This window comes from Marinobacter sp. Arc7-DN-1 (genome assembly GCF_003441595.1).
Classification (GTDB): Bacteria; Pseudomonadota; Gammaproteobacteria; order Pseudomonadales; family Oleiphilaceae; genus Marinobacter; species Marinobacter metalliresistant.
Genome location: NZ_CP031848.1, coordinates 957710 through 976557, shown reverse-complemented (window position 1 = coordinate 976557; position 18848 = coordinate 957710). Strand labels below are relative to the sequence as shown.

Genomic DNA, 18848 nt, shown 5'->3' with positions numbered 1-18848 from the left:
GGTCTGGGGTGCTCGTATTTGCGGTCGGCGGGATTAAGTTGGATAATGTGCGCGCCAAATTCCAAGTGCCAATTGCAGAGGTCCAAGCGTGAGTCACGAACAGATCAATCAGCACCTGTCCAACTGGACAGAAAGAGAATCCACCGCGGAAGCCATGATTCCGCTGATCGGCCGCCTCTACCGCAAGAACAACGTGGTTACTTCTGTCTATGGCCGCGCAATCATTAACCAGTCTGTTATCGGTATCATTCGTGCCCACCGGTTCGTACGTCAGGTTGAAGATAGCGAACTGTCTGTTCACGACACCCTGCCGATCCTCCAGGCCATGGACAAGCTTGAGCTTGGCCGTGCCCACGTTGATATTGGCAAGCTCGCGGTCAAGTTCAAGGAAGAAGGTGGCGACCTCACCGAATTCCTGAAGCGTGAAATCGGCCCGGTGGTTGGTCAGTACGCCGCCCAGTCCGAGGAAGATGCCAACAACGACACCAAGGACGTGGTTCTGTATGGCTTTGGCCGTATCGGTCGTCTCCTGGCGCGCATCCTGATCGAAAAGGCCGGCGGTGGTAACAACCTGCGTCTGCGTGCGATTGTGGTTCGCCAGGGGGGTGCCGAGAATGATCTTGAGAAGCGCGCCAGCCTGCTGCGCCGTGACTCGGTCCACGGTCCGTTTGATGGCACCATCACTGTGGACGGGAAAGAATCCGCCCTGATTGCCAATGGCAACTACATCAAGGTGATCTACTCCGATGGGCCCGACAAGGTGGACTACACTCAGTACGGCATCAATAACGCCATTGTGATCGACAATACCGGTAAATGGCGTGACGAGGCTGGTCTGGGTCTGCACCTGAAATCCAAGGGTGTCAGCCGGGTGATGCTGACGGCGCCGGGCAAGGGCGACATCAAGAACATCGTCTATGGCATTAACAACGACTGGATCACCGATGAAGACAGGATTCTGTCAGCCGCCTCCTGTACCACCAATGCCATTACGCCGGTCCTGAAGGCCATTGAGGACGAGTACGGAATTGAAGACGGACACGTTGAGACCGTTCACTCCTACACCAATGACCAGAACCTGATCGATAACTACCACAAGGGCAGCCGTCGCGGTCGCAGTGCGGCCCTGAATATGGTTATCACTGAAACCGGCGCGGCCAAGGCGGTTGCCAAGGCGCTGCCGGTTCTGAAAGGTAAGCTGACCGGTAACGCCATCCGGGTACCGACACCCAACGTCTCCATGGCGATCCTGAACCTCAACCTCAAGAAGGAGGTTGAGGTGGAGGGTGTCAACGAGTACCTCCGGGAAATGGCGCTGCATTCCGAGCTGCAGAAGCAGATCGATTTCGTGAATTCTCCGGAAGTGGTTTCCACGGACTTCGTGGGTTCCCGCCATGCCGGCATCGTTGACGCCCAGGCGACCATCGCCAGTGGCAAGCGTCTGATCCTTTACGTCTGGTATGACAACGAATTCGGTTACAGCGCCCAGGTGATCCGTGTGGTGAATCAGATGGCCGGCGTAAGTTACCCGATCTTCCCCAAGCGTGCGAGAGACTGATCAAACCGCACTGACCTGGTGAAGTGAAAGGTATGAAAACCCCGACAGTGAATGCTGTCGGGGTTTTTGTTTTATCGGTCTGTGAGCCAGGCGGTTTACGTTCAGGCACAAACCTGTTCCGGTTTCTGGTGGAAATAGGATTCCTTAATCTCTATAATTGGCGCGATTTTGGGTATGTCTGGCACTCCGTTTCTCATCGTTTCCTGGGCCGCAGGTGTCGGGCGTTACAAATCCATTGAATAGTTTCTGATGATTGGACGAGGCTAATGATTAAGATCAAAAAAGGCCTGGATCTTCCCATCAGCGGCGCTCCCGAACAGACCATTACAGACGGCAAACCCGTTCGCCATGTGGCGTTGATCGGTTTTGACTACAACGGCATGAAGCCGACGATGGCTGTGAAAGAGGGGGACCGTGTCAAGCGCGGTACGCTGCTGTTCACGGACAAGAAGACCGAAGGCGTTCGTTATACTTCACCCGCCGCCGGCGTCGTGAAAGAGATTAACCGTGGTGAGCGTCGGGTATTCCAGTCGATCGTTATCGAAATCGATGGCGATGAGGCTGAAACCTTTGCGCGCTACAGCGAAGCGGATCTTGCCGGCCTGGAACGCCAGCAGGTGGTTGACAACCTGGTGGAGTCCGGGCTGTGGACGGCGTTCAAGACGCGCCCGTACAGCAAGGTTCCGGAGATCGATTCCGCTCCCCACTCCATTTTCGTGTCGGTCATGGACACCAATCCGCTGGCAGCAGACCCGACGGTCATCATAGGCGAGAATGGCCAGGCGTTCGAAAAAGGCCTTACGCTCCTCACCAAACTGACCTCCGGCAAGGTATTTGTCACTGGCAAGCCCGGATCCAACGTTGCGGTTCCCAAGTCCGACGCCGTTGAAGTGCACCAGTTTGACGGTGTGCACCCGGCCGGCAACGTGGGCACCCATATCCACCACCTGGATCCGGTTTCCGGCAGCAAGACTGTCTGGAGTATCAACTACCAGGACGTCATCGACATCGCCAGGCTGTTTGAATCCGGTGAAGTGCCGGTCGAGCGTATCGTGGCGATCGGCGGCCCCAAGGCCCTGAAACCCCGCCTGGTGCGTACCCGCCTGGGTGCCAGCCTTCCGGAACTTCTGGACGGTGAGATTGCGACCGACTGCGAAGTACGGGAAATCTCCGGCTCCGTGTTCGGTGGTCGCCGCGGCGATGGCCCCTGCGCGTACCTTGGCCGTTTTGCCAACCAGGTTTCCGTGCTGGAAGAAGGCTACAAGCGTGAGTTTCTGGGCTGGCTGTCTCCCGGGCCGAACAAATTCTCGGTTCTGAACATCTATCTGTCCAAACTGGCCAGTGGCAAGTTATTCAACTTCACCACCACCACCAACGGCAGTGAGCGGGCAATGGTTCCCATGGGTGCCTATGAGCAGGTCATGCCCCTGGACATTCTTCCAACCCAGTTGCTGCGTTCGCTGATTGTCGGCGACACAGAGATGGCGCAGAAGCTTGGCGCGCTCGAGTTGGATGAAGAAGATCTGGCGCTGTGCACCTTCGTGTGCCCGGGTAAATATGAATACGGTCCGATTCTCCGCGAGAACCTGACCCGAATCGAGATCGAGGGCTAAGACGATGGCTATCAGACAGTTTCTCGATGGAATCGAGCATCACTTTGAAAAGGGTGGCAAGTACGAGCGGTGGTATGCGCTCTTCGAAGCCGTGGACACTATTTTCTACACTCCCGGCAAAGTTACCTCCACGACGGCCCACGTGCGCGATGGCGTAGACCTCAAGCGCATCATGATCACCGTGTGGTTGTGCACTTTTCCGGCGATGTTCTTCGGCATGTGGAACATCGGCTATCAGGCCAACAGTTTCCTGGCTTCCAATCCGGGTGCCATGATCGCTGACGGCGGCCTGCGGGCTGCATTCATCCAGGCGCTTGCCATTACCGGTGCCGGTGCCGGCGTCTGGGACAACTTTGTCTATGGTATAGCGTACTTTGTGCCTATCTACTTCGTGACCTTCGTGGTCGGTGGCTTCTGGGAAGTGTTGTTTGCCACCGTGCGTCGTCACGAGGTGAACGAGGGCTTCTTCGTCACGTCGGTTCTGTTTGCACTGATCTGCCCGCCGACCATACCGCTCTGGCAGGTGGCTCTGGGCATCACCTTCGGTGTGGTTATCGGCAAGGAAGTGTTTGGCGGTACCGGCAAGAACTTCCTGAACCCGGCACTGACTGGTCGTGCGTTCCTCTATTTCGCCTACCCGGCGCAGCTTTCCGGTGACACGGTATGGACCGCCGTTGATGGTTTCAGTGGTGCCACGGCTCTGAGCTGGGCAGCCAGCGGTGGTCTGGAGGCCCTGCAAACCCAGATCGGCTGGATGAACGCCTTTGTCGGTACCATTCAGGGGTCCGTCGGTGAGACCTCAGCCCTTGCAGTGCTTGCCGGCGGCCTGATTCTCCTGATTATGAAGATTGCCAGCTACCGGATTGTGGGTGGTGTTCTGATCGGCATGATTGGTATGGCCCTGGTGCTGAACATTGTCGGTTCGGAAACCAATCCCATGTTCGATGTGCCCGCGCACTGGCACCTGGTGATGGGCGGGTTTGCCTTCGGGATGATGTTCATGGCGACGGATCCGGTGTCCGCGGCGATGACCAACACGGGCCGCTGGTGTTTCGGTATCCTGGTGGGTGTGATGACGGTTCTGATCCGTGTGGTCAACCCCGCCTTCCCGGAAGGTATAATGCTGGCGATCCTGTTCGCTAACCTGTTTGCGCCGCTGATGGACCATTACGTGGTCCAGGCCAACATCAAACGGAGGCTTGCTCGTGGCTAAAGCTAAAGAAACCGTCTCCCGCACGCTGATTGTTGCGCTGGTGCTGAGTGTTGTGTTCTCGGTGGTAGTTTCTGTCGCGGCGGTCACGCTCCGCCCGGCCCAGATTCAGAACCAGAAGCTGGATATTGTAACCAATATCCTCTCCGCCGCGGGTATGCTGGAGCCTGGCTCCAGTACCCAGCAGATCAAGGAAGCGTTTGAGCGTTTTGATGTCCGGCTGGTGGATCTTGATACTGGCAAATTCGTGGAACCGTCGACGGTTGGTGTCGAGGACCCCATGAAATTCAACATGTACAAGGCCGCTTCCGATCAGAAAATGTCCGAAATGATCCCGCCTTCAGAGGATAAGGCGGGTATCAAGCATCGTCCGAATATCGCCAAGGTTTACACCCTGACCGAGAATGGCAAATTGGTTCGCGTGGTGTTGCCCGTTCACGGCTACGGCCTGTGGTCCACCCTTTATGGATTTATTTCACTCGAAGGTGACCTGAACACCATTGAAGGGCTTGGTTTCTACTCCCACGCGGAAACACCGGGGCTTGGTGGTGAAGTCGACAATCCTCGCTGGAAGAAGCAGTGGGTCGGTAAGAAGGTCTATGAGGACGATACCTCCGAACCCCGAATTCAACTGGTCAAGGGTGGTGTTAGCGCCGATGCGCGTAACAAGCAGCACAAAGTTGATGCTTTGTCTGGTGCGACTCTCACCAGTAGGGGTGTTGAAAACCTGGTCAATTACTGGATGGGCGAGAGTGGATTCGCCACATTCCTGCAAAAACTTCGTGAAGGGGAGGTCTGATCATGGCAGCCGGATCGGTCAAGCAGGTTCTTTTTGAGCCAATTTTAAACAATAACCCCATCGCCCTTCAGATTCTGGGTATCTGCTCGGCTCTGGCGGTAACCACCAGTATGAACGTGAGCCTTGTCATGTCACTGGCGGTTATTGCGGTTACTGCGTTCTCAAACCTTGCGGTATCGCTGATACGCACCCAGATCCCGGGCAGTATCCGGATCATTGTGCAGATGACAATCATTGCTTCCCTGGTAATCGTGGTTGATCAGATTCTCAAGGCCTACGCCTACGAGATCTCCAAGCAACTGTCGGTTTTCGTGGGTTTGATTATCACCAACTGTATCGTCATGGGTCGTGCCGAAGGCTATGCCATGAACAACCCGCCGTTAATGAGCTTTCTGGATGGTATCGGTAACGGTCTGGGATACTCTGTCATGCTGATGTTCGTGGCTTTCTTCCGCGAACTGATCGGTGCTGGCTCCCTGTTTGGTTTCACCCTGTTACCTACCGTGAACGAGGGCGGCTGGTATGTGCCCAATGGCCTTTTGCTTCTGCCCCCCAGTGCTTTCTTCATCATTGGCCTGGCTATTTGGGGGTTGCGCATCTGGAAGCCGGAGCAGGTTGAAGAGCCGGATTACAAGCTGTCCCGCCATACCGCCAAGGAGGCTTTTTGATGGAACATTATATCAACCTGATCGTAAAGGCTATTTTCGTTGAGAATATGGCGCTGGCGTTCTTCCTGGGGATGTGCACCTTTCTCGCCATATCCAAGAAGATTGAAGCTGCGACAGGCCTGGGTATTGCTGTCATAGTTGTGCTGACGGTTACTGTCCCGGTTAACAACCTTCTGTACAACAGCGTTCTTCGGGAAGGTGCTCTGGGCTGGGCCGGCCTGCCGAATGTTGATCTGAGCTTTCTCGGATACCTGAGTTACATCGGTGTAATCGCAGCGATTGTCCAGATCATGGAAATGGTCATGGACAAGTACATACCGGCACTTTACGCCGCCCTGGGTGTGTTTCTGCCACTGATTACAGTGAACTGCGCCATTCTCGGTGCCTCGCTGTTCATGGTGGAGCGTGACTATGCCTTCGGCGAGAGTGTGGTGTATGGCTTTGGTGTTGGCATCGGCTGGGCATTGGCAATTATCGCTCTGGCGGGTATCCGCGAGAAGCTCAAATACAGCGATGTTCCGGAAGGCCTGCGCGGGCTGGGTATCACCTTCATTACCGTTGGTCTGATGTCTCTGGGCTTTATGTCCTTTTCCGGCATTTCCCTGTAACTCATCCGGTGATACGGTTTAACAAAAAGGCGAGACCATGAATACAGAAATTATTCTCGGCGTGGTCATGTTCACCGTTATCGTTCTGGCCCTTGTCGCGGTGATTCTTGCGGCGAGGTCCAGGCTGGTAAGCACCGGTGATGTGACCATTGAGATCAACGATGATCCAGAGCACACGTTGAAGACCGAAGCTGGCGGAAAGCTGCTCGGTACCCTGGCGAACAACGGAATTTTCCTGTCTTCTGCCTGTGGCGGAGGCGGTACCTGTGCCCAGTGCAAGTGCAAGGTGTTTGAAGGCGGCGGTGCCATGCTGCCGACGGAAAAGACTCACTTCACCAACCGTGAAGAGAAAGAGGGTTGGCGCCTGTCCTGCCAGGTTCCCGTCAAGCACGATATGAAGGTGGAAGTGCCGGAAGAGTTCTTCGGCGTCAAGAAGTGGGAATGTGAGGTCGTCTCAAACCACAACGTGGCGACCTTCATCAAGGAACTGGTGCTGAAGCTGCCAGAAGGGGAAGAAGTAGACTTCCGTGCCGGCGGTTACGTGCAGCTGGAGTGCCCCCCGTATGAAATCGACTTCAAGGATTTCGAGATTGAGGAAGAGTTCCACGAAGACTGGGACAAGCACAACATCTGGCGTTACAAGGCGATTAACAAGGAAGACACCATCCGCGCGTATTCCATGGCGAACTACCCGGAAGAGAAGGGCGTTCTCAAGTTCAACATCCGTATCGCCACGCCGCCTCCGGGTACCGATCACCTGCCGGGCATCATGTCCAGCTACGTATTCAACCTGAAGCCGGGTGACAAGGTCACCGTGATGGGACCGTTTGGTGAGTTCTTCGCCAAGAAGACCGACGCCGAAATGGTATTCATCGGCGGTGGTGCCGGTATGGCGCCCATGCGCTCCCACATCTTCGATCAGCTCAAGCGTCTGAACTCCAAGCGCAAGATCAGCTTCTGGTACGGTGCGCGAAGCGTTCGCGAGATGTTCTATGTGGAAGACTTCGACGGGCTGGCCGAGGAAAATGATAACTTCGAGTGGCACGTTGCACTGTCAGATGCGCTGCCGGAAGACAACTGGGAAGGCCCGACCGGCTTCATCCATAACGTGTTGTACGAAAACTACCTGAAGGACCACCCGGCTCCGGAAGATTGTGAGTTCTATATGTGTGGGCCCCCAATTATGAACGCATCTGTTATCAAGATGCTCAAGGATCTGGGCGTTGAGGACGAAAACATCATGCTGGATGACTTCGGAGGTTAAGCGATCCTGATGACATTCCGCATGCTTCGACCCGCCAGGGTGGCCCTGGCCAGCGCTTTTGCAGCGCTGGCCATCGTCGCTCTGGCGGGTTGTTCGTTTGAGCCCGAAGAACAAATCTGGGAAATATCGGGCCCCGTTTTCGGCACCAGGTACCACATCAGTGTGGTATTGACGGACGATCAGGAAAGGCTTGAGACGCTGTCAGACGGTATCGAAAGGGTGCTCGAAGGGGTAGATGCCTCTATGTCCACCTGGCGTGAAGATTCGGAATTGTCCCGGTTTAATCAGCAACCGGACCAGTCGGACTGGACGCCGGTCTCCGAGGAGCTCTTTGAGGTGCTTCAAAAGGCCGATGAAATCTCGAAACTGACCGACGGAGCCTTTGATGTAACAATTGGCCCAGTGGTGAATCTCTGGGGGTTCGGGCCGCAGGCACAACCGGAAACGATACCCTCAACTGAGGAACTTGCAGAGGTTTTGTCTGCGACCGGTTTCGAAAAGCTTGAGCTGAGAGCCAGTCCGCCGTCAGTGCGGGCATCCACGCCACAATACGTGGATCTTTCTGCCATTGCCAAGGGCTATGGCGTGGATGCGGTGGCCCGCTTTCTCGACAGTCAGGGCGTGCAGGCCTACCTCGTGGAGATCGGAGGGGAAGTCCGGGTCAATGGGCGAAAACCGGACGGCAGCACCTGGCGTCTGGCGATAGAGCAACCGATATCTGAAGGGCGGCAGGTTAACCGGGTGGTGTCGCTGGAATCCCGCTCCATGGCGACATCCGGTGACTATCGGAACTATTACGAATCGGAAGGACGCCGATATTCCCATACAATAGATCCTGCGACCGGTGAGCCGATTACGCACAATCTGGCGTCGGTAACCGTGATTGCAGCGGACTGTATGACCGCAGACGCCCTGGCAACGGGGTTTAATGTGATGGGCTACGAGCGGGCCAATGAGCTCGCGGTAAGGGAAAATATCCCGGCCTATTTTATTGTAAGGACAGATGAGGGCTTCGAGACGCATCAGACGCCGGCCTTTTCGTCTTACGTGACTCAATGAGGGGGAGGGCAACATGGGTACCTTTCTTTTGGTTTTGTTTATTGTAGTGCTGCTGGTTGCAGCCATGTCCATTGGCGTGATTTTCGGGCGCAAGCCGATCAGCGGAACCTGTGGCGGCATTGGCGCCCTGGGTATCAGCCAGTCCTGTGATATCTGCGGTGGTAATACCCGGAAATGCGAGGAAGAAAACGAGCGACTGGCCAATGAAGGAAAAGAGCCCGAGGCCCTGGCATACGACGCCACCAGGACCAGCAAGCATTGATCTGATTCTGTTTTCAACAATTACAACCATTTTTTCACGACGTAGATAAGGAGTCACTGCGCGCATGGCAGAACATCATTACGACGTCGTCGTTATCGGCGCTGGTCCGGCCGGCGAAGGCGCGGCGATGAATGCGACGAAACACGGTAAACGTGTCGCGATCATCGAGGACAAGCCCACGGTTGGCGGCAACTGCACCCACTGGGGCACCATTCCGTCCAAGGCCCTGCGTCATTCCGTCAAGCAGATCATCACCTTTAACACCAACCAGATGTTTCGGGATATCGGTGAACCCCGCTGGTTCTCCTTCCCGAGGGTTTTGCAGAATGCCCAGAAGGTGATAGGCAAGCAGGTCAAGCTCCGGACCCAGTTCTATGCCCGGAACCGGGTGGATCTGATTAATGGTCGTGCATTTTTTATTGACCAGAACCGGGTCGAAATCCGCGGCAGCAAGTCGGTGGACACCCTGCACTTCAAGCAGGCCATCATAGCTACCGGCTCCCGGCCCTATCTGCCACCGGACGTGGATTTTCGTCATCACCGGGTCTACAACTCGGACACCATTCTGAACCTCTCCCATACGCCACGAACGCTGGTTATATACGGCGCTGGTGTTATCGGCTCGGAGTACGCCTCCATTTTCGCCGGGCTGGGTGTGAAAGTGGATCTGATCAACCCGGGCAGTCGGCTGTTGTCATTTCTCGATGACGAGATTTCCGATGCCCTGAGCTATCACCTTCGCAATAATGGCGTACTGGTGCGCCACAACGAGCAGTATGAGTCTGTCGTGGGTGACGACCATGGCATTGTGCTGTCGCTGCAGTCCGGTAAAAAGATCCGTGCAGACGCTTTCCTGTGGTGTAATGGCCGAAGTGGCAACACCGAGAAGTTAGGTCTTGAAAACATTGGCCTGGTGCCGAATGGCCGCGGTCAGTTGGCGGTTGATGAGCATTACCGCACCGAGGTTGAAAATATCTACGCCGCAGGGGATGTGATCGGCTGGCCAAGTCTGGCCAGTGCCGCCTACGATCAGGGTCGTTCGGCATCCTCGGACATCGTCCGGGATGAGTACTTCAGGTTTGTCTCGGACGTACCAACCGGCATTTACACCATTCCCGAGATCAGCTCCGTAGGCAAAACTGAGCGCGAGCTGACTGAAGCCAAGGTGCCCTATGAGGTTGGGCAGGCCTTCTTTAAGGATCTGGCCCGGGCCCAGATCACCGCTGAAGCGGTGGGCATGCTGAAGATTCTGTTTCACCGCGAGACGCGCCAGATTCTGGGTATTCACTGTTTCGGGGACCAGGCAGCCGAGATTGTCCACATCGGCCAGGCGATCATGAATCAGGACGGGGAGGCAAACTCCCTGAATTACTTCATCAACACCACCTTCAACTACCCGACCATGGCCGAGGCTTACCGGGTTGCTGCTCTTAATGGCCTGAACCGAATCTTCTGATTCGGCTTCAGTGCGAACCAGGGGTCAGATGAAGGCTTTCATCTGACCCCACGTTCATCTCGGGCTCCACATTTAGCGCTTCCCTCGCAGGCAAGCTCAACAATGCCTTGGCCCGGTTATCGAAAAATATCCGGGTGCTGGTGGGGTAGTCGGTAATAATGCTGTCCACCCCTATTTCTTCCAGTTGCAGCATGTCGTGAATGCGGTTCACTGTCCAGGTGGAGACGTGCATGCCACGGCGGTGTGCATGTTCAACAAGGTCCTTTGAGCACAGCTTCCAGTTAATGCAGAGGTACTCGCATCCCAGACGGCTGGCCATGCTCAGGGGGCGCGGGAACTTTCTTTCTGTTACCAGACCGATGCGGATGTTTTTGTTGCGCCGCCGGATTTCCTTCAGAAACCAGGTGTCCGACGACGTGATCGCGGCGGTCTGATACAGGCTCCGGCGCTGGATCACCTCCGTCAGCCGGTTACAGAGGATATTGAGCCTGGCGCGACTGTCCTTTTTGACCTCCAGTTGCAGGTGTTCCAGATCGTCAAACTTATCCAGAAGGTCTTCCAGTGTCGGTATACCGGTAGGCCTGGGCCATGAACTGGTATTGCGCCTTGCATCCATGGCCGCCAGTTCGGCAGCGGTGTATTGGCTGATGCTGCCTTTCTGGCCGGTGGTGCGTTCAACCGACAGGTCGTGCACCAGCACCGGCTTTCCGTCCTTCGACAGTACCAGATCCAGTTCGAAGTGCCGGATGCCGTGGCGGTAGGCGTGCACAAAGCCGGGCAGGGTGTTCTCCGGGGCCTCTCCTTTGGCGCCTCTGTGTCCGTACACAATCATTCGGGTGCTTCATCCTTCAGGCGTTGATAAATGGCCTGGCGTTTCTTCCAGGTGTCATGGCAGAGACGGATATCTTCGAGGTAAGCCGGCAATTCGTGCATCAGCAGGGCCTGGGGGCCATCCACAAGGGCTTTTTCCGGTTTCGGGTGGAAGTCCACCAGCACCATGTTGGCGCCCGCGATAACGCCCTGGGCTGTCGCGTGCATGACATCGAGAATGCCATCCGGCGATTGCTCACGGGTCCCGACCGAATGGGAAGGATCCACGCACACCGGCATGCGGGTCAGGCGTTTGACTGCAGGCACATGGGCAAAATCCACCATGTTGCGATGGGGCTGACCGGCCTCTGTTTTCATGCCCCTCAGGCAGAAGATGACGTTGGCGTTGCCTTCGCTGGCCAGGTACTCAGCGGCGTTCAGGGATTCATTCAGGGTGATGCCAAAACCACGCTTTAGCAGCACGGGGTAGGTGCTCTGCCGGCCAATGGCCTTCAGCAGCTCGAAGTTCTGGGTGTTCCGGGTGCCTACTTGCAGCATGACACCGGTGGGCCGGCCGAGTTTTTCCAGGCAGGTGTCGATTTCTTCAATATGGCTTTCGTGGGTGATCTCCATGGCGATCACCTTGATGCCATGTTTGCCGGCTTTCTCAAACACCCAGGGCAGGCAGCCCTTGCCATGCCCCTGGAACGAATAGGGGTTGGTGCGCGGCTTGTAGGCGCCCATCCGGGTGCAGACTTCGCCACTTTCCTCCAGAGCCTTCATCATCATGTCGACGTGCTCGGGTACATCTACAGCACACAAACCGGCGAAGATGTTCAGGTTGGTCTGATTGAATTCCACACCATTGTAGGTGAAACCGCTCTGTCGCCGGTCGTCCCGGTGACGGCCGAGAATGCGGTAATCCTCCGATATGCGAATGGCCCGCTCAACCGCCGGAAGTGCCTCGATTTCTTCCTTGTTCAGGGGTTTGGTGTCGCCCAGCAGATAGATTTCCGTCAGCCGCTGGGTGGCGCCCTGAACCTCGTGAACCCGCACGGTAACACCCGGAAGATTCTCAAGGTAATGCATTGTCTGGTGGTATTCTTCACTGTCCAGAGCTGTGTTGGGGTGAAGGATGGCTAACATGCTGTCTCCTTTTATGAACCGGCCCCTTCCGCGCGGTGCCGCGCCTGCATGTATTCCCGATGGTTAAGGTGCAGCAGGTCCGCCATGCGGCGAATAAGGTGTTCTTCGTATTTGTCGATGCGCCCGTCCGCAAAGGCCACGCGCCAGATGCTTTCCAGCAGTGCCTGTTTGCCTTCCTGATCCAGATGTTCGTTGATCTGACCGGTAAATTCATAAAGCGAGGTGGCATCGTCGGCGTGGCTGAGGGCGTCCTTCAGGATCTCCCCGGCTTCCGCCCGGGAGACCTGGTGTGCTTTAACCGCGCTATCGACAATGGCCTGCAGTTCCCGCTCATCTTCATGCTGATCAACCCGGGACAGTTGCACCATCAGCGCCGTGGCTGCCACGGCCAGCTGATGGTTATCAGGCTTTTCGTTTTCAGCTTCCGGTCCCGCAAACAGTTTTTTCAGGCGCTCGATCATGATCGGACAGTCGTACTCCTGTGTTCAGTGTCAGGCTCGGAGTCAGGCGGCTTTCGCGAGCTGCCGGACCCGGTTTTCAAGTTCAATCTGGTCCGCCGTAAAGCGGCGAATACCATCGGCCAGCTTTTCCGTGGCCATGGCATCTTCGTTGGATTCCCAGCGGAACAGCTTTTCATCGATAGTGCCAAAGCGATCCGGCGAGCTGGCCGAATCAGCCGTCAGTTGTTGCGGCAGACCGCCCTGGTCGTCTTTCAGCTCCTGTAAAAGGGTAGGGCTGATCGTCAGTCGGTCGCAGCCGGCGAGCATCTCGATTTCACCAGTGTTGCGGAAGCTGGCCCCCATTACCACGGTGTTGAAGCCGTTGGCCTTGTAGTAATTATAGATCCGGGTTACTGAAAGCACGCCTGGATCTTCGGCGGCCGGATAGCTGTCGCGGCCACTGTTGGCCAGGTGCCAATCCAGAATTCGCCCAACGAAGGGCGAGATCAGGAATGCCCCGGCCTGGGCGCAGGCGGCAGCCTGGATAAAGGAGAACAGGAGCGTAAGGTTGCAATGTATGCCTTCCTTCTCCAGTTGCTCGGCGGCTCGGATACCTTCCCAGGTAGACGCAACCTTGACCAGCACACGGCTGGCATCCACACCCTGCTTGTCGTAAAGCTCGACCAGGCGGCGGGCCCGTTCCAGAGTCCCCTTGGTGTCAAACGAAAGCCGTGCATCGACTTCGGTGGAAACCACGCCAGGAATCAGGTTCAGGATTTCCCGGCCGGCAAACACGGCCAGCATATCCGTCGCCATGGTCAGTTGCTCGGCATCTGATCCTCCGTGGCGGCGGGCTTCGGCTATTGCCTTGTCCAGCATCGGGCGATAGGCCTCGGAGGCGGCCGCCTTAAGCAGAAGCGACGGGTTTGTGGTGGCATCTTCCGGCCGCCATTTGGCGATTGCGTCGATGTCGCCGGTGTCTGCCACTACGGTGGTCATGGTTTTCAGTTGGTCGAGCTTGCTGGTCATTCGTCCTGTTGTCCCGGTTGATTTGTTATTGATGTGCCCGAATCCCGGGCGCTGGCTATATGCCTACAATAACGGGCCGCTCTGACAGGAACAAGACAACAAATGGTATGGGGTGTACTGAGAGCAATTAAGCTTCGGCAATCTCCGGACTGACCGGCTCCCTCACCTTTTCCAGGGCGGTCTCGATGACTTCCAGGCCAGCGCCGGGTTTGTGGGCATTCTCGCTGATGTAGCGCCGGAACCGCCGTCCGCCGGGCTGGCCGTGGAACAGGCCGAGAAGATGCCTGGACATGTGGGTGAGGAACACGCCCCGGTCCAGCTCGCTCTGAATGAACGGGAGCGTTGCCCGCAGCGCCTGGTGGCGCGTTTCTACGGGCGCGGCCTGTCCGAAGAACTCCGGGTCAACGCCGGCGAGCAGCCAGGGGTTATGATAGGCCTCCCGGCCGAGCATTACGCCGTCGGTGTGCCGGAGGTGTCCGTGGCACTCGTCGAAGGTCTTGATGCCGCCGTTAATGATCATTTCCAGGTGCGGGTATTTGGCCTTCAGGCGGTATACCCAGTCGTATTTGAGCGGCGGTATATCCCGGTTCTCCTTCGGACTGAGGCCCTCCAGAATGGCAATGCGGGCATGCACGATAAAGGTCCGGCAGCCGGCAGCGGCCACCTTTTCCACGAATTCACACAGATCGTCCCAGGATTCCCGGCCATCGATCCCGATCCGGTGTTTCACGGTAACCGGCAGATCCGTTGCCTCAATCATGGCGCGGACGCCTTCAGCCACCTTGTCCGGGTGCCCCATCAGGCAGGCGCCGATCATGTTGTTCTGCACCCGGTCGCTGGGGCAGCCAACATTCAGGTTTACCTCATCAAATCCATACTGTTCTGCAAGCCTCGCACAGTGCGCCAGCTCACCGGCATCACTGCCACCCAGCTGCAACGCCAGCGGGTATTCGGCTTCGTCGTGGCGGAGGAAGCGTGCGGTATCGCCATGGATCAACGCCCCGGTGGTTACCATCTCGGTGTAGAGCAGGGTGTGCCGGCTAAGCTGCCGCGCCAGGTAGCGATAGTGGCTGGTGGTCCAGTCCATCATTGGTGCTACGCAAAACTTCCGAGACGGCCCATCGCCAGTGTTACCGCTGCTTACCGCTGAATTTCCTGCCTTTTCTGCGTCACTAATATAGACCATTTATTGCCCGTTTTTCACCATTTTGGAAGGTAGTATATCGCGAAAGCCGCACCTTTGACCGTAAGGCTTTGGCGAAAGATTGGGCAAGCCGCCGTGAGCCGTGAGTTGGAGCTCCAGGAGCCCGGGGCCATCGATAAGGTTCGTCATCGCGGTGTCACTATTGGCGACTGGATGAGCGGATCTTTCCCTTCAACTCAAAGTCCATCAGTGCCCGGTTCACCGATTGGTGCAAGTTACTGGGCATCCCAGACCCGCACTTCAATGATCTCAGGCATGAGTGCATAAGCTGGTTGTTTTGAGCGAGGGTGGGATATTTCGAGTGTGGCAGGAGTGAGTGAGCATGCCACCTGGTCTTCTCTGCAGAGGTATACCCACCTGAGTCAGCATGAGCCACACGACAAATATGATGGGTGGAAGTGGCGCCCGGCTCCTGTCGATAGCCAGAGCGACCAACTGTAAAAACATTGTGAAATGTGAACTCTGACCCCCTTGCATCTTGAAAGACTCAATCGGCTTCTGTTTCTGGTGGTACTGAATGATCAGCGAAAGCTCCCGCAGGCTGATTGTCTCGATAGACTTCCCGCGCTTCTCAGGGAGCTCCAGCACCTCGCCCTGTTCTTCCAGGTCCATTTGCTTTAATTCCGGCGCCGGCTGACGCATGTCCATAGCTTGCAGGGTTCCAGGATTCTGCGGATTAGGGTCGCTTTCATCTTTGGCGGTCCTTTTCGAGCTGGAGCGGTGTATTGGTAATGCAGGCTTGCGTACTATCCCGGACTATTCCTGAATTGTTTTTCTGTATTCAGTTGGATACACTTTGATCATGAACGAACTGAACGAAACGGAAGAATTCGCCAGTTGGTTGTCCAAGCTGAGGGACCCGATTGGAAAGGCGAGCGTGATTCGCCGAATAAAAAGAGCGCGTAAGGGCAACTTTGGAGACCATGAGCCTGTTGGAGATGACGTCTCGGAGATGCGCCTTTTTAACGGTCCGGGGTACCGTCTCTATTACACGATGGTGAAGGACAAGGTTTATTGGCTGTTGGTCGGTGGAGACAAGTCCACGCAGGAAAAAGATATAGCAAGGGCCAAGGAAATGGCCGCTGATATTCACGGAAAAAAGCCGTGAGAGGTGGTGAAAATGACTGTTAATCAGGAAGCAATGGAAAAATACGGTGTTCGCCCATTCGATGCAGCTGAATACCTGGATGATGATGAGGTAATTGTTGCCTACCTGTCGGAGATCCTGGCAGATGGTGATATGGATGAACTTCTGGAAGCTCTGGGAGAAGTTGCCAGGGCGCGGGGTATGACCAAGCTCGCCGAAGATACAGGACTTGGCAGGGAGTCTCTCTACAAGGCTCTGACCCCTGGAGCGAAGCCGCGATTCGATACGATCAATCGCATTTTGAAAGGCCTCGGAGTAAACCTGCGAGCTGAGCCGGCTGAGCCACGAGTAACCAGAACTGCCACTGCTACTTATACTCATTATGGGCGTCGTGGATTGAAGGCCGGTGTGGCCAAGCGCGGCGCTAGAAACAAACTGAAACACGCTTAGCCCCCTGGCGAGCAGCGCGCGCCTGGCTCACAAGGTACCCGATGGCAACTTGAAGATGTGACTCGTTGGAGCCGGGCCTGTCGGCAGTTGTCATTTTGCCTGGAGCCAGATCAGCGCAGTTTTTTCCGGGGTGCCTGCGCTTTGCATGGCCGCGACAGGACGATGCGGCAGGCTTTTGCTATCCTCCATGGCTTGCTAATAACGGGCGGTTCTACGCCCGTCCTCTTCAGGTCTTGGAGTTTGCGCGTATGCCCCTGATGGTACAGGCTCTGCTGCCGGTATTTGTCCTGATCATGTTCGGGCATCTGTTCCGGCGTATTGATTTTCCGGGTGGCGATTTCTGGCCCCAGGCGGAGCGCTTTACCTATTACGTACTGTTCCCGGCGATGCTGGTTTTCAAGCTGGGGCAGGCACGCTTGCCAGCCTCGGCCTACGGCGAAATAGCGGTTCTGATCGGGTCCATGCTGTTAGCGATGACCCTGGTTCTGGCGATGGTGCAATGGTTCTGGCGCTGGAGTGGTCCGGTGTTTTCATCCGTTTACCAGGGTGCCATCCGGTTCAACTCCTACGTTGGCCTGGCTGCCGGGGGCATGTTGCTGGGCGATGAGGGGTTGTCGTTGACCGCAATAGCGGTTGCCGTCATGGTGCCGCTGCTCAACCTCCTATGCATCCTGATGTTTTCTCTGGTGGCGACGGACGGGCCGGTACGGCTTGGGCCGGTGTTCCGGGCCATTGGCACCAATCCGTTGATTGTTGGCTCGGTTACCGGTGTTGTCTGGAGCTTTTTCGAAATTGGTTTCCATCCCCTGATCGGCGGCATACTTGAGCCACTCAGTAATCTGGCTTTGCCCATGGGGTTGATGACGGTCGGCGCGGGTCTTCAATTGAAGGCGTTGCGCGGAGCGTCACTGCCTTTCATCGTCTCCTCCGTTCTGAAGCTGGTGGCTTTTCCCCTGATGACTGCCGGGCTGGCGCTGTTGCTGGGCCTCGACGGACTGATGGTGCAAGTTGCTGTTTTGCTGGCGGCCCTGCCGACTGCCACATCTGCTTATATCCTGGCTCGCCAGTTGGGAGGCGATGCCCCACTGATGGCGGCTATCATCAGTGGCCAGACCCTGCTGGCCATCGCTTCCATCCCTTTAATGCTGAGTATTCTCTGGTAGGCATTTGAGCACGGCATCGGCCATGCTGTGCTGAAAATCGTTATAGCCATCCGCAGTGACCATGATCTCCGTCGCCAGTGGATCCCAGGTACTGAATGTGACATCCAGATTTTGCGTGATCGATTTCCACCATTGCTGATTAAACTGGGGCTCGGTCAGCAGGCAAGGGTGGTGGCCTTTGCGCAGTTTGCCCTGAACCTCGGCAATATGACGTGCGCCCGGTGAGAGCTCCGGGTTCAGTGTCAGAACACCTTCCAGTTTCAGGTCGTAGTGATCAGCAAATCGGGTGAAGGCACTGTGGTAGGAGAACAGGCTGATGTCGTGCGCTGGCGCCAGCCGGGCACGAATGGCGCTCTCAGTTTCCCGAACACTGGCCTGGAACTGCTCGAAGTTCTGATCCATGGCCGGAATGTTGACGCCTTCCAGTCGGACCAGTGCGTCGCGAATGGTCTCAGCCATTTCGATGGCCAGCTCGGGATCAAGCCAGGTGTGCGGGTCTTCACCATTGCCATGATCGTGGCCGTGAGCATCATGATCGTTTTGCCCGGCGTTGTCGGGCTCGTGCTCGCCTGCCATCAGTGTCACGGTGCGGCTGCTGAACTCTTGTCCCGACAGAAGCCGGTACAGAAAGTTTTCCATCTCCGGTCCCACCCAGAAAATTACGTCGGCATTTTCCAGGGCGCGCCGCTGGGAAGGTTTCATGGTGTAGTTGTGGGGGCTTGAGCCCGCTGGAACCAGACTGGTTGTCTGCATGTCTTCCGTGGCAATGGCGCGGACGATCAGCTCGACAGGCTTGATGGAGGTAACAATACGGGTTTCGGCATGCAGAAGGTCGCTTACAAGGAGGGTGCTGGCACCGAGTGCCAGTGAAAGTGCTTTTCCGGGAGCGCGCATGGGTGTTTCGGATCCTGCGATTGAATATGTAACGTTATAATATAACAGATATTTGGTTTTTGTCGCAAAAGTGGTGATTGTCGCAAAATAAGGTGCCAATGCCGGGATTTATCTGGCCTCGGAAACGC

18 protein-coding genes and 1 pseudogene are annotated in these 18848 nt (G+C 56.3%); 13 read left to right on the top strand and 6 right to left on the bottom strand.

What is annotated here, in order from left to right; all coding sequences use genetic code 11:
• Positions 1 to 103 precede the first annotated feature (103 nt).
• The 10 genes from D0851_RS04525 (at position 104) to sthA (ending at position 10497) form a co-directional block, all read left to right on the top strand.
• Positions 104 to 1558 carry a glyceraldehyde-3-phosphate dehydrogenase gene (locus D0851_RS04525; protein WP_413773553.1) on the top strand — a complete coding sequence of 485 codons (1455 nt, stop codon included), beginning with the start codon at positions 104 to 106 and terminating at the stop codon, positions 1556 to 1558.
• A 266-nt stretch (positions 1559 to 1824) separates the two neighbouring features.
• Entirely contained in the window at positions 1825 to 3171 is a 1347-nt protein-coding gene (locus D0851_RS04520; RefSeq protein WP_117617551.1) for a Na(+)-translocating NADH-quinone reductase subunit A, read from the top strand.
• 4 nt (positions 3172 to 3175) lie between these two features.
• A complete protein-coding gene (locus D0851_RS04515; RefSeq protein WP_117617550.1) occupies positions 3176 to 4384 on the top strand; it encodes an NADH:ubiquinone reductase (Na(+)-transporting) subunit B in 1209 nt (402 codons plus the stop codon).
• Positions 4377 to 5180, top strand: a complete 804-nt coding sequence (locus D0851_RS04510; RefSeq protein ID WP_117617549.1) for a Na(+)-translocating NADH-quinone reductase subunit C — start codon at positions 4377 to 4379, stop codon at positions 5178 to 5180. Before D0851_RS04515 ends, D0851_RS04510 begins: the two co-directional genes overlap by 8 nt.
• 2 nt (positions 5181 to 5182) lie before the next feature.
• The gene (locus D0851_RS04505; RefSeq protein ID WP_117617548.1) at positions 5183 to 5848 is read left to right on the top strand and encodes an NADH:ubiquinone reductase (Na(+)-transporting) subunit D; all 666 of its coding nucleotides are present in this window, start codon (positions 5183 to 5185) and stop codon (positions 5846 to 5848) included.
• Positions 5848 to 6456, top strand: a complete 609-nt coding sequence (gene nqrE, locus D0851_RS04500; RefSeq protein WP_117617547.1) for an NADH:ubiquinone reductase (Na(+)-transporting) subunit E — start codon at positions 5848 to 5850, stop codon at positions 6454 to 6456. The genes D0851_RS04505 and nqrE overlap by 1 nt, the downstream gene beginning before the upstream one ends.
• Before the next feature lie 37 nt (positions 6457 to 6493).
• Positions 6494 to 7720, top strand: coding sequence for an NADH:ubiquinone reductase (Na(+)-transporting) subunit F (gene nqrF / locus D0851_RS04495; RefSeq protein WP_117617546.1), 1227 nt, complete (start codon positions 6494 to 6496; stop codon positions 7718 to 7720).
• Between the two features lie 9 nt (positions 7721 to 7729).
• Entirely contained in the window at positions 7730 to 8779 is a 1050-nt protein-coding gene (locus D0851_RS04490) for an FAD:protein FMN transferase (protein ID WP_117617545.1), read from the top strand.
• A 13-nt stretch (positions 8780 to 8792) separates the two neighbouring features.
• Positions 8793 to 9041 (top strand): (Na+)-NQR maturation NqrM, encoded by a 249-nt coding sequence (gene nqrM, locus D0851_RS04485; RefSeq protein ID WP_117617544.1) that lies wholly within the window; start codon positions 8793 to 8795, stop codon positions 9039 to 9041.
• A 64-nt stretch (positions 9042 to 9105) separates the two neighbouring features.
• A complete protein-coding gene (gene sthA, locus D0851_RS04480) occupies positions 9106 to 10497 on the top strand; it encodes a Si-specific NAD(P)(+) transhydrogenase (protein WP_117617543.1) in 1392 nt (463 codons plus the stop codon).
• A 7-nt stretch (positions 10498 to 10504) separates the two neighbouring features.
• Here sthA and D0851_RS04475 read toward each other — a convergent pair whose 3' ends face one another.
• The 5 genes from D0851_RS04475 to dusA all read right to left on the bottom strand — a co-directional run bounded on the left by D0851_RS04475 (position 10505) and on the right by dusA (position 15108).
• A complete protein-coding gene (locus D0851_RS04475) occupies positions 10505 to 11329 on the bottom strand; it encodes a glycerophosphodiester phosphodiesterase (protein ID WP_117617542.1) in 825 nt (274 codons plus the stop codon).
• Positions 11326 to 12453 (bottom strand): 3-deoxy-7-phosphoheptulonate synthase, encoded by a 1128-nt coding sequence (locus D0851_RS04470; RefSeq protein WP_117617541.1) that lies wholly within the window; start codon positions 12451 to 12453, stop codon positions 11326 to 11328. The genes D0851_RS04475 and D0851_RS04470 overlap by 4 nt, the downstream gene beginning before the upstream one ends.
• A gap of 11 nt (positions 12454 to 12464) precedes the next feature.
• On the bottom strand, positions 12465 to 12914 hold the full coding sequence (locus D0851_RS04465) for a TerB family tellurite resistance protein (RefSeq protein WP_117617540.1): 450 nt from the start codon (positions 12912 to 12914) through the stop codon (positions 12465 to 12467).
• 42 nt (positions 12915 to 12956) lie between these two features.
• Complete coding sequence (tal, locus tag D0851_RS04460) at positions 12957 to 13922, bottom strand: transaldolase (protein WP_117617539.1); 966 nt, start codon at positions 13920 to 13922, stop codon at positions 12957 to 12959.
• A gap of 127 nt (positions 13923 to 14049) precedes the next feature.
• Positions 14050 to 15108: a tRNA dihydrouridine(20/20a) synthase DusA gene (gene dusA / locus D0851_RS04455; protein ID WP_227539443.1), complete on the bottom strand. Its 1059-nt coding sequence runs from the start codon at positions 15106 to 15108 to the stop codon at positions 14050 to 14052.
• An 820-nt stretch (positions 15109 to 15928) separates the two neighbouring features.
• On the opposite strand from dusA, the gene D0851_RS04445 reads away from it, so the two are divergent.
• The 3 genes and pseudogenes from D0851_RS04445 to D0851_RS04435 all read left to right on the top strand — a co-directional run bounded on the left by D0851_RS04445 (position 15929) and on the right by D0851_RS04435 (position 17826).
• On the top strand, positions 15929 to 16234 hold the full coding sequence (locus D0851_RS04445; protein WP_117620280.1) for a type II toxin-antitoxin system RelE/ParE family toxin: 306 nt from the start codon (positions 15929 to 15931) through the stop codon (positions 16232 to 16234).
• Positions 16235 to 16267: 33 nt separating this feature from the next.
• Positions 16268 to 16549, top strand: a pseudogene (locus tag D0851_RS20460) (addiction module antidote protein); the annotation flags it as partial.
• A gap of 362 nt (positions 16550 to 16911) precedes the next feature.
• On the top strand, positions 16912 to 17826 hold the full coding sequence (locus D0851_RS04435) for an AEC family transporter (protein WP_117617536.1): 915 nt from the start codon (positions 16912 to 16914) through the stop codon (positions 17824 to 17826).
• Here the strand turns inward: D0851_RS04435 and D0851_RS04430 are convergent.
• Entirely contained in the window at positions 17803 to 18720 is a 918-nt protein-coding gene (locus D0851_RS04430) for a zinc ABC transporter substrate-binding protein (protein ID WP_117617535.1), read from the bottom strand. The genes D0851_RS04435 and D0851_RS04430 overlap by 24 nt on opposite strands.
• Positions 18721 to 18848 lie beyond the last annotated feature (128 nt).

What these genes read in the sequence shown, in the direction of transcription:
- D0851_RS04520 (WP_117617551.1), top strand. Translation starts at nt 1,825, where the DNA reads ATGATTAAGATCAAAAAAGGCCTGGATCTTCCCATCAGCGGCGCTCCC.
- D0851_RS04515 (WP_117617550.1), top strand. Translation starts at nt 3,176, where the DNA reads ATGGCTATCAGACAGTTTCTCGATGGAATCGAGCATCACTTTGAAAAG.
- D0851_RS04505 (WP_117617548.1), top strand. Translation starts at nt 5,183, where the DNA reads ATGGCAGCCGGATCGGTCAAGCAGGTTCTTTTTGAGCCAATTTTAAAC.
- nqrE (WP_117617547.1), top strand. Translation starts at nt 5,848, where the DNA reads ATGGAACATTATATCAACCTGATCGTAAAGGCTATTTTCGTTGAGAAT.
- nqrF (WP_117617546.1), top strand. Translation starts at nt 6,494, where the DNA reads ATGAATACAGAAATTATTCTCGGCGTGGTCATGTTCACCGTTATCGTT.
- D0851_RS04490 (WP_117617545.1), top strand. Translation starts at nt 7,730, where the DNA reads ATGACATTCCGCATGCTTCGACCCGCCAGGGTGGCCCTGGCCAGCGCT.
- nqrM (WP_117617544.1), top strand. Translation starts at nt 8,793, where the DNA reads ATGGGTACCTTTCTTTTGGTTTTGTTTATTGTAGTGCTGCTGGTTGCA.
- sthA (WP_117617543.1), top strand. Translation starts at nt 9,106, where the DNA reads ATGGCAGAACATCATTACGACGTCGTCGTTATCGGCGCTGGTCCGGCC.
- D0851_RS04475 (WP_117617542.1), bottom strand. Translation starts at nt 11,329, where the DNA reads ATGATTGTGTACGGACACAGAGGCGCCAAAGGAGAGGCCCCGGAGAAC.
- D0851_RS04470 (WP_117617541.1), bottom strand. Translation starts at nt 12,453, where the DNA reads ATGTTAGCCATCCTTCACCCCAACACAGCTCTGGACAGTGAAGAATAC.
- D0851_RS04465 (WP_117617540.1), bottom strand. Translation starts at nt 12,914, where the DNA reads ATGATCGAGCGCCTGAAAAAACTGTTTGCGGGACCGGAAGCTGAAAAC.
- tal (WP_117617539.1), bottom strand. Translation starts at nt 13,922, where the DNA reads ATGACCAGCAAGCTCGACCAACTGAAAACCATGACCACCGTAGTGGCA.
- dusA (WP_227539443.1), bottom strand. Translation starts at nt 15,108, where the DNA reads ATGGTCTATATTAGTGACGCAGAAAAGGCAGGAAATTCAGCGGTAAGC.
- D0851_RS04445 (WP_117620280.1), top strand. Translation starts at nt 15,929, where the DNA reads ATGAACGAACTGAACGAAACGGAAGAATTCGCCAGTTGGTTGTCCAAG.
- D0851_RS04435 (WP_117617536.1), top strand. Translation starts at nt 16,912, where the DNA reads ATGCCCCTGATGGTACAGGCTCTGCTGCCGGTATTTGTCCTGATCATG.
- D0851_RS04430 (WP_117617535.1), bottom strand. Translation starts at nt 18,720, where the DNA reads ATGCGCGCTCCCGGAAAAGCACTTTCACTGGCACTCGGTGCCAGCACC.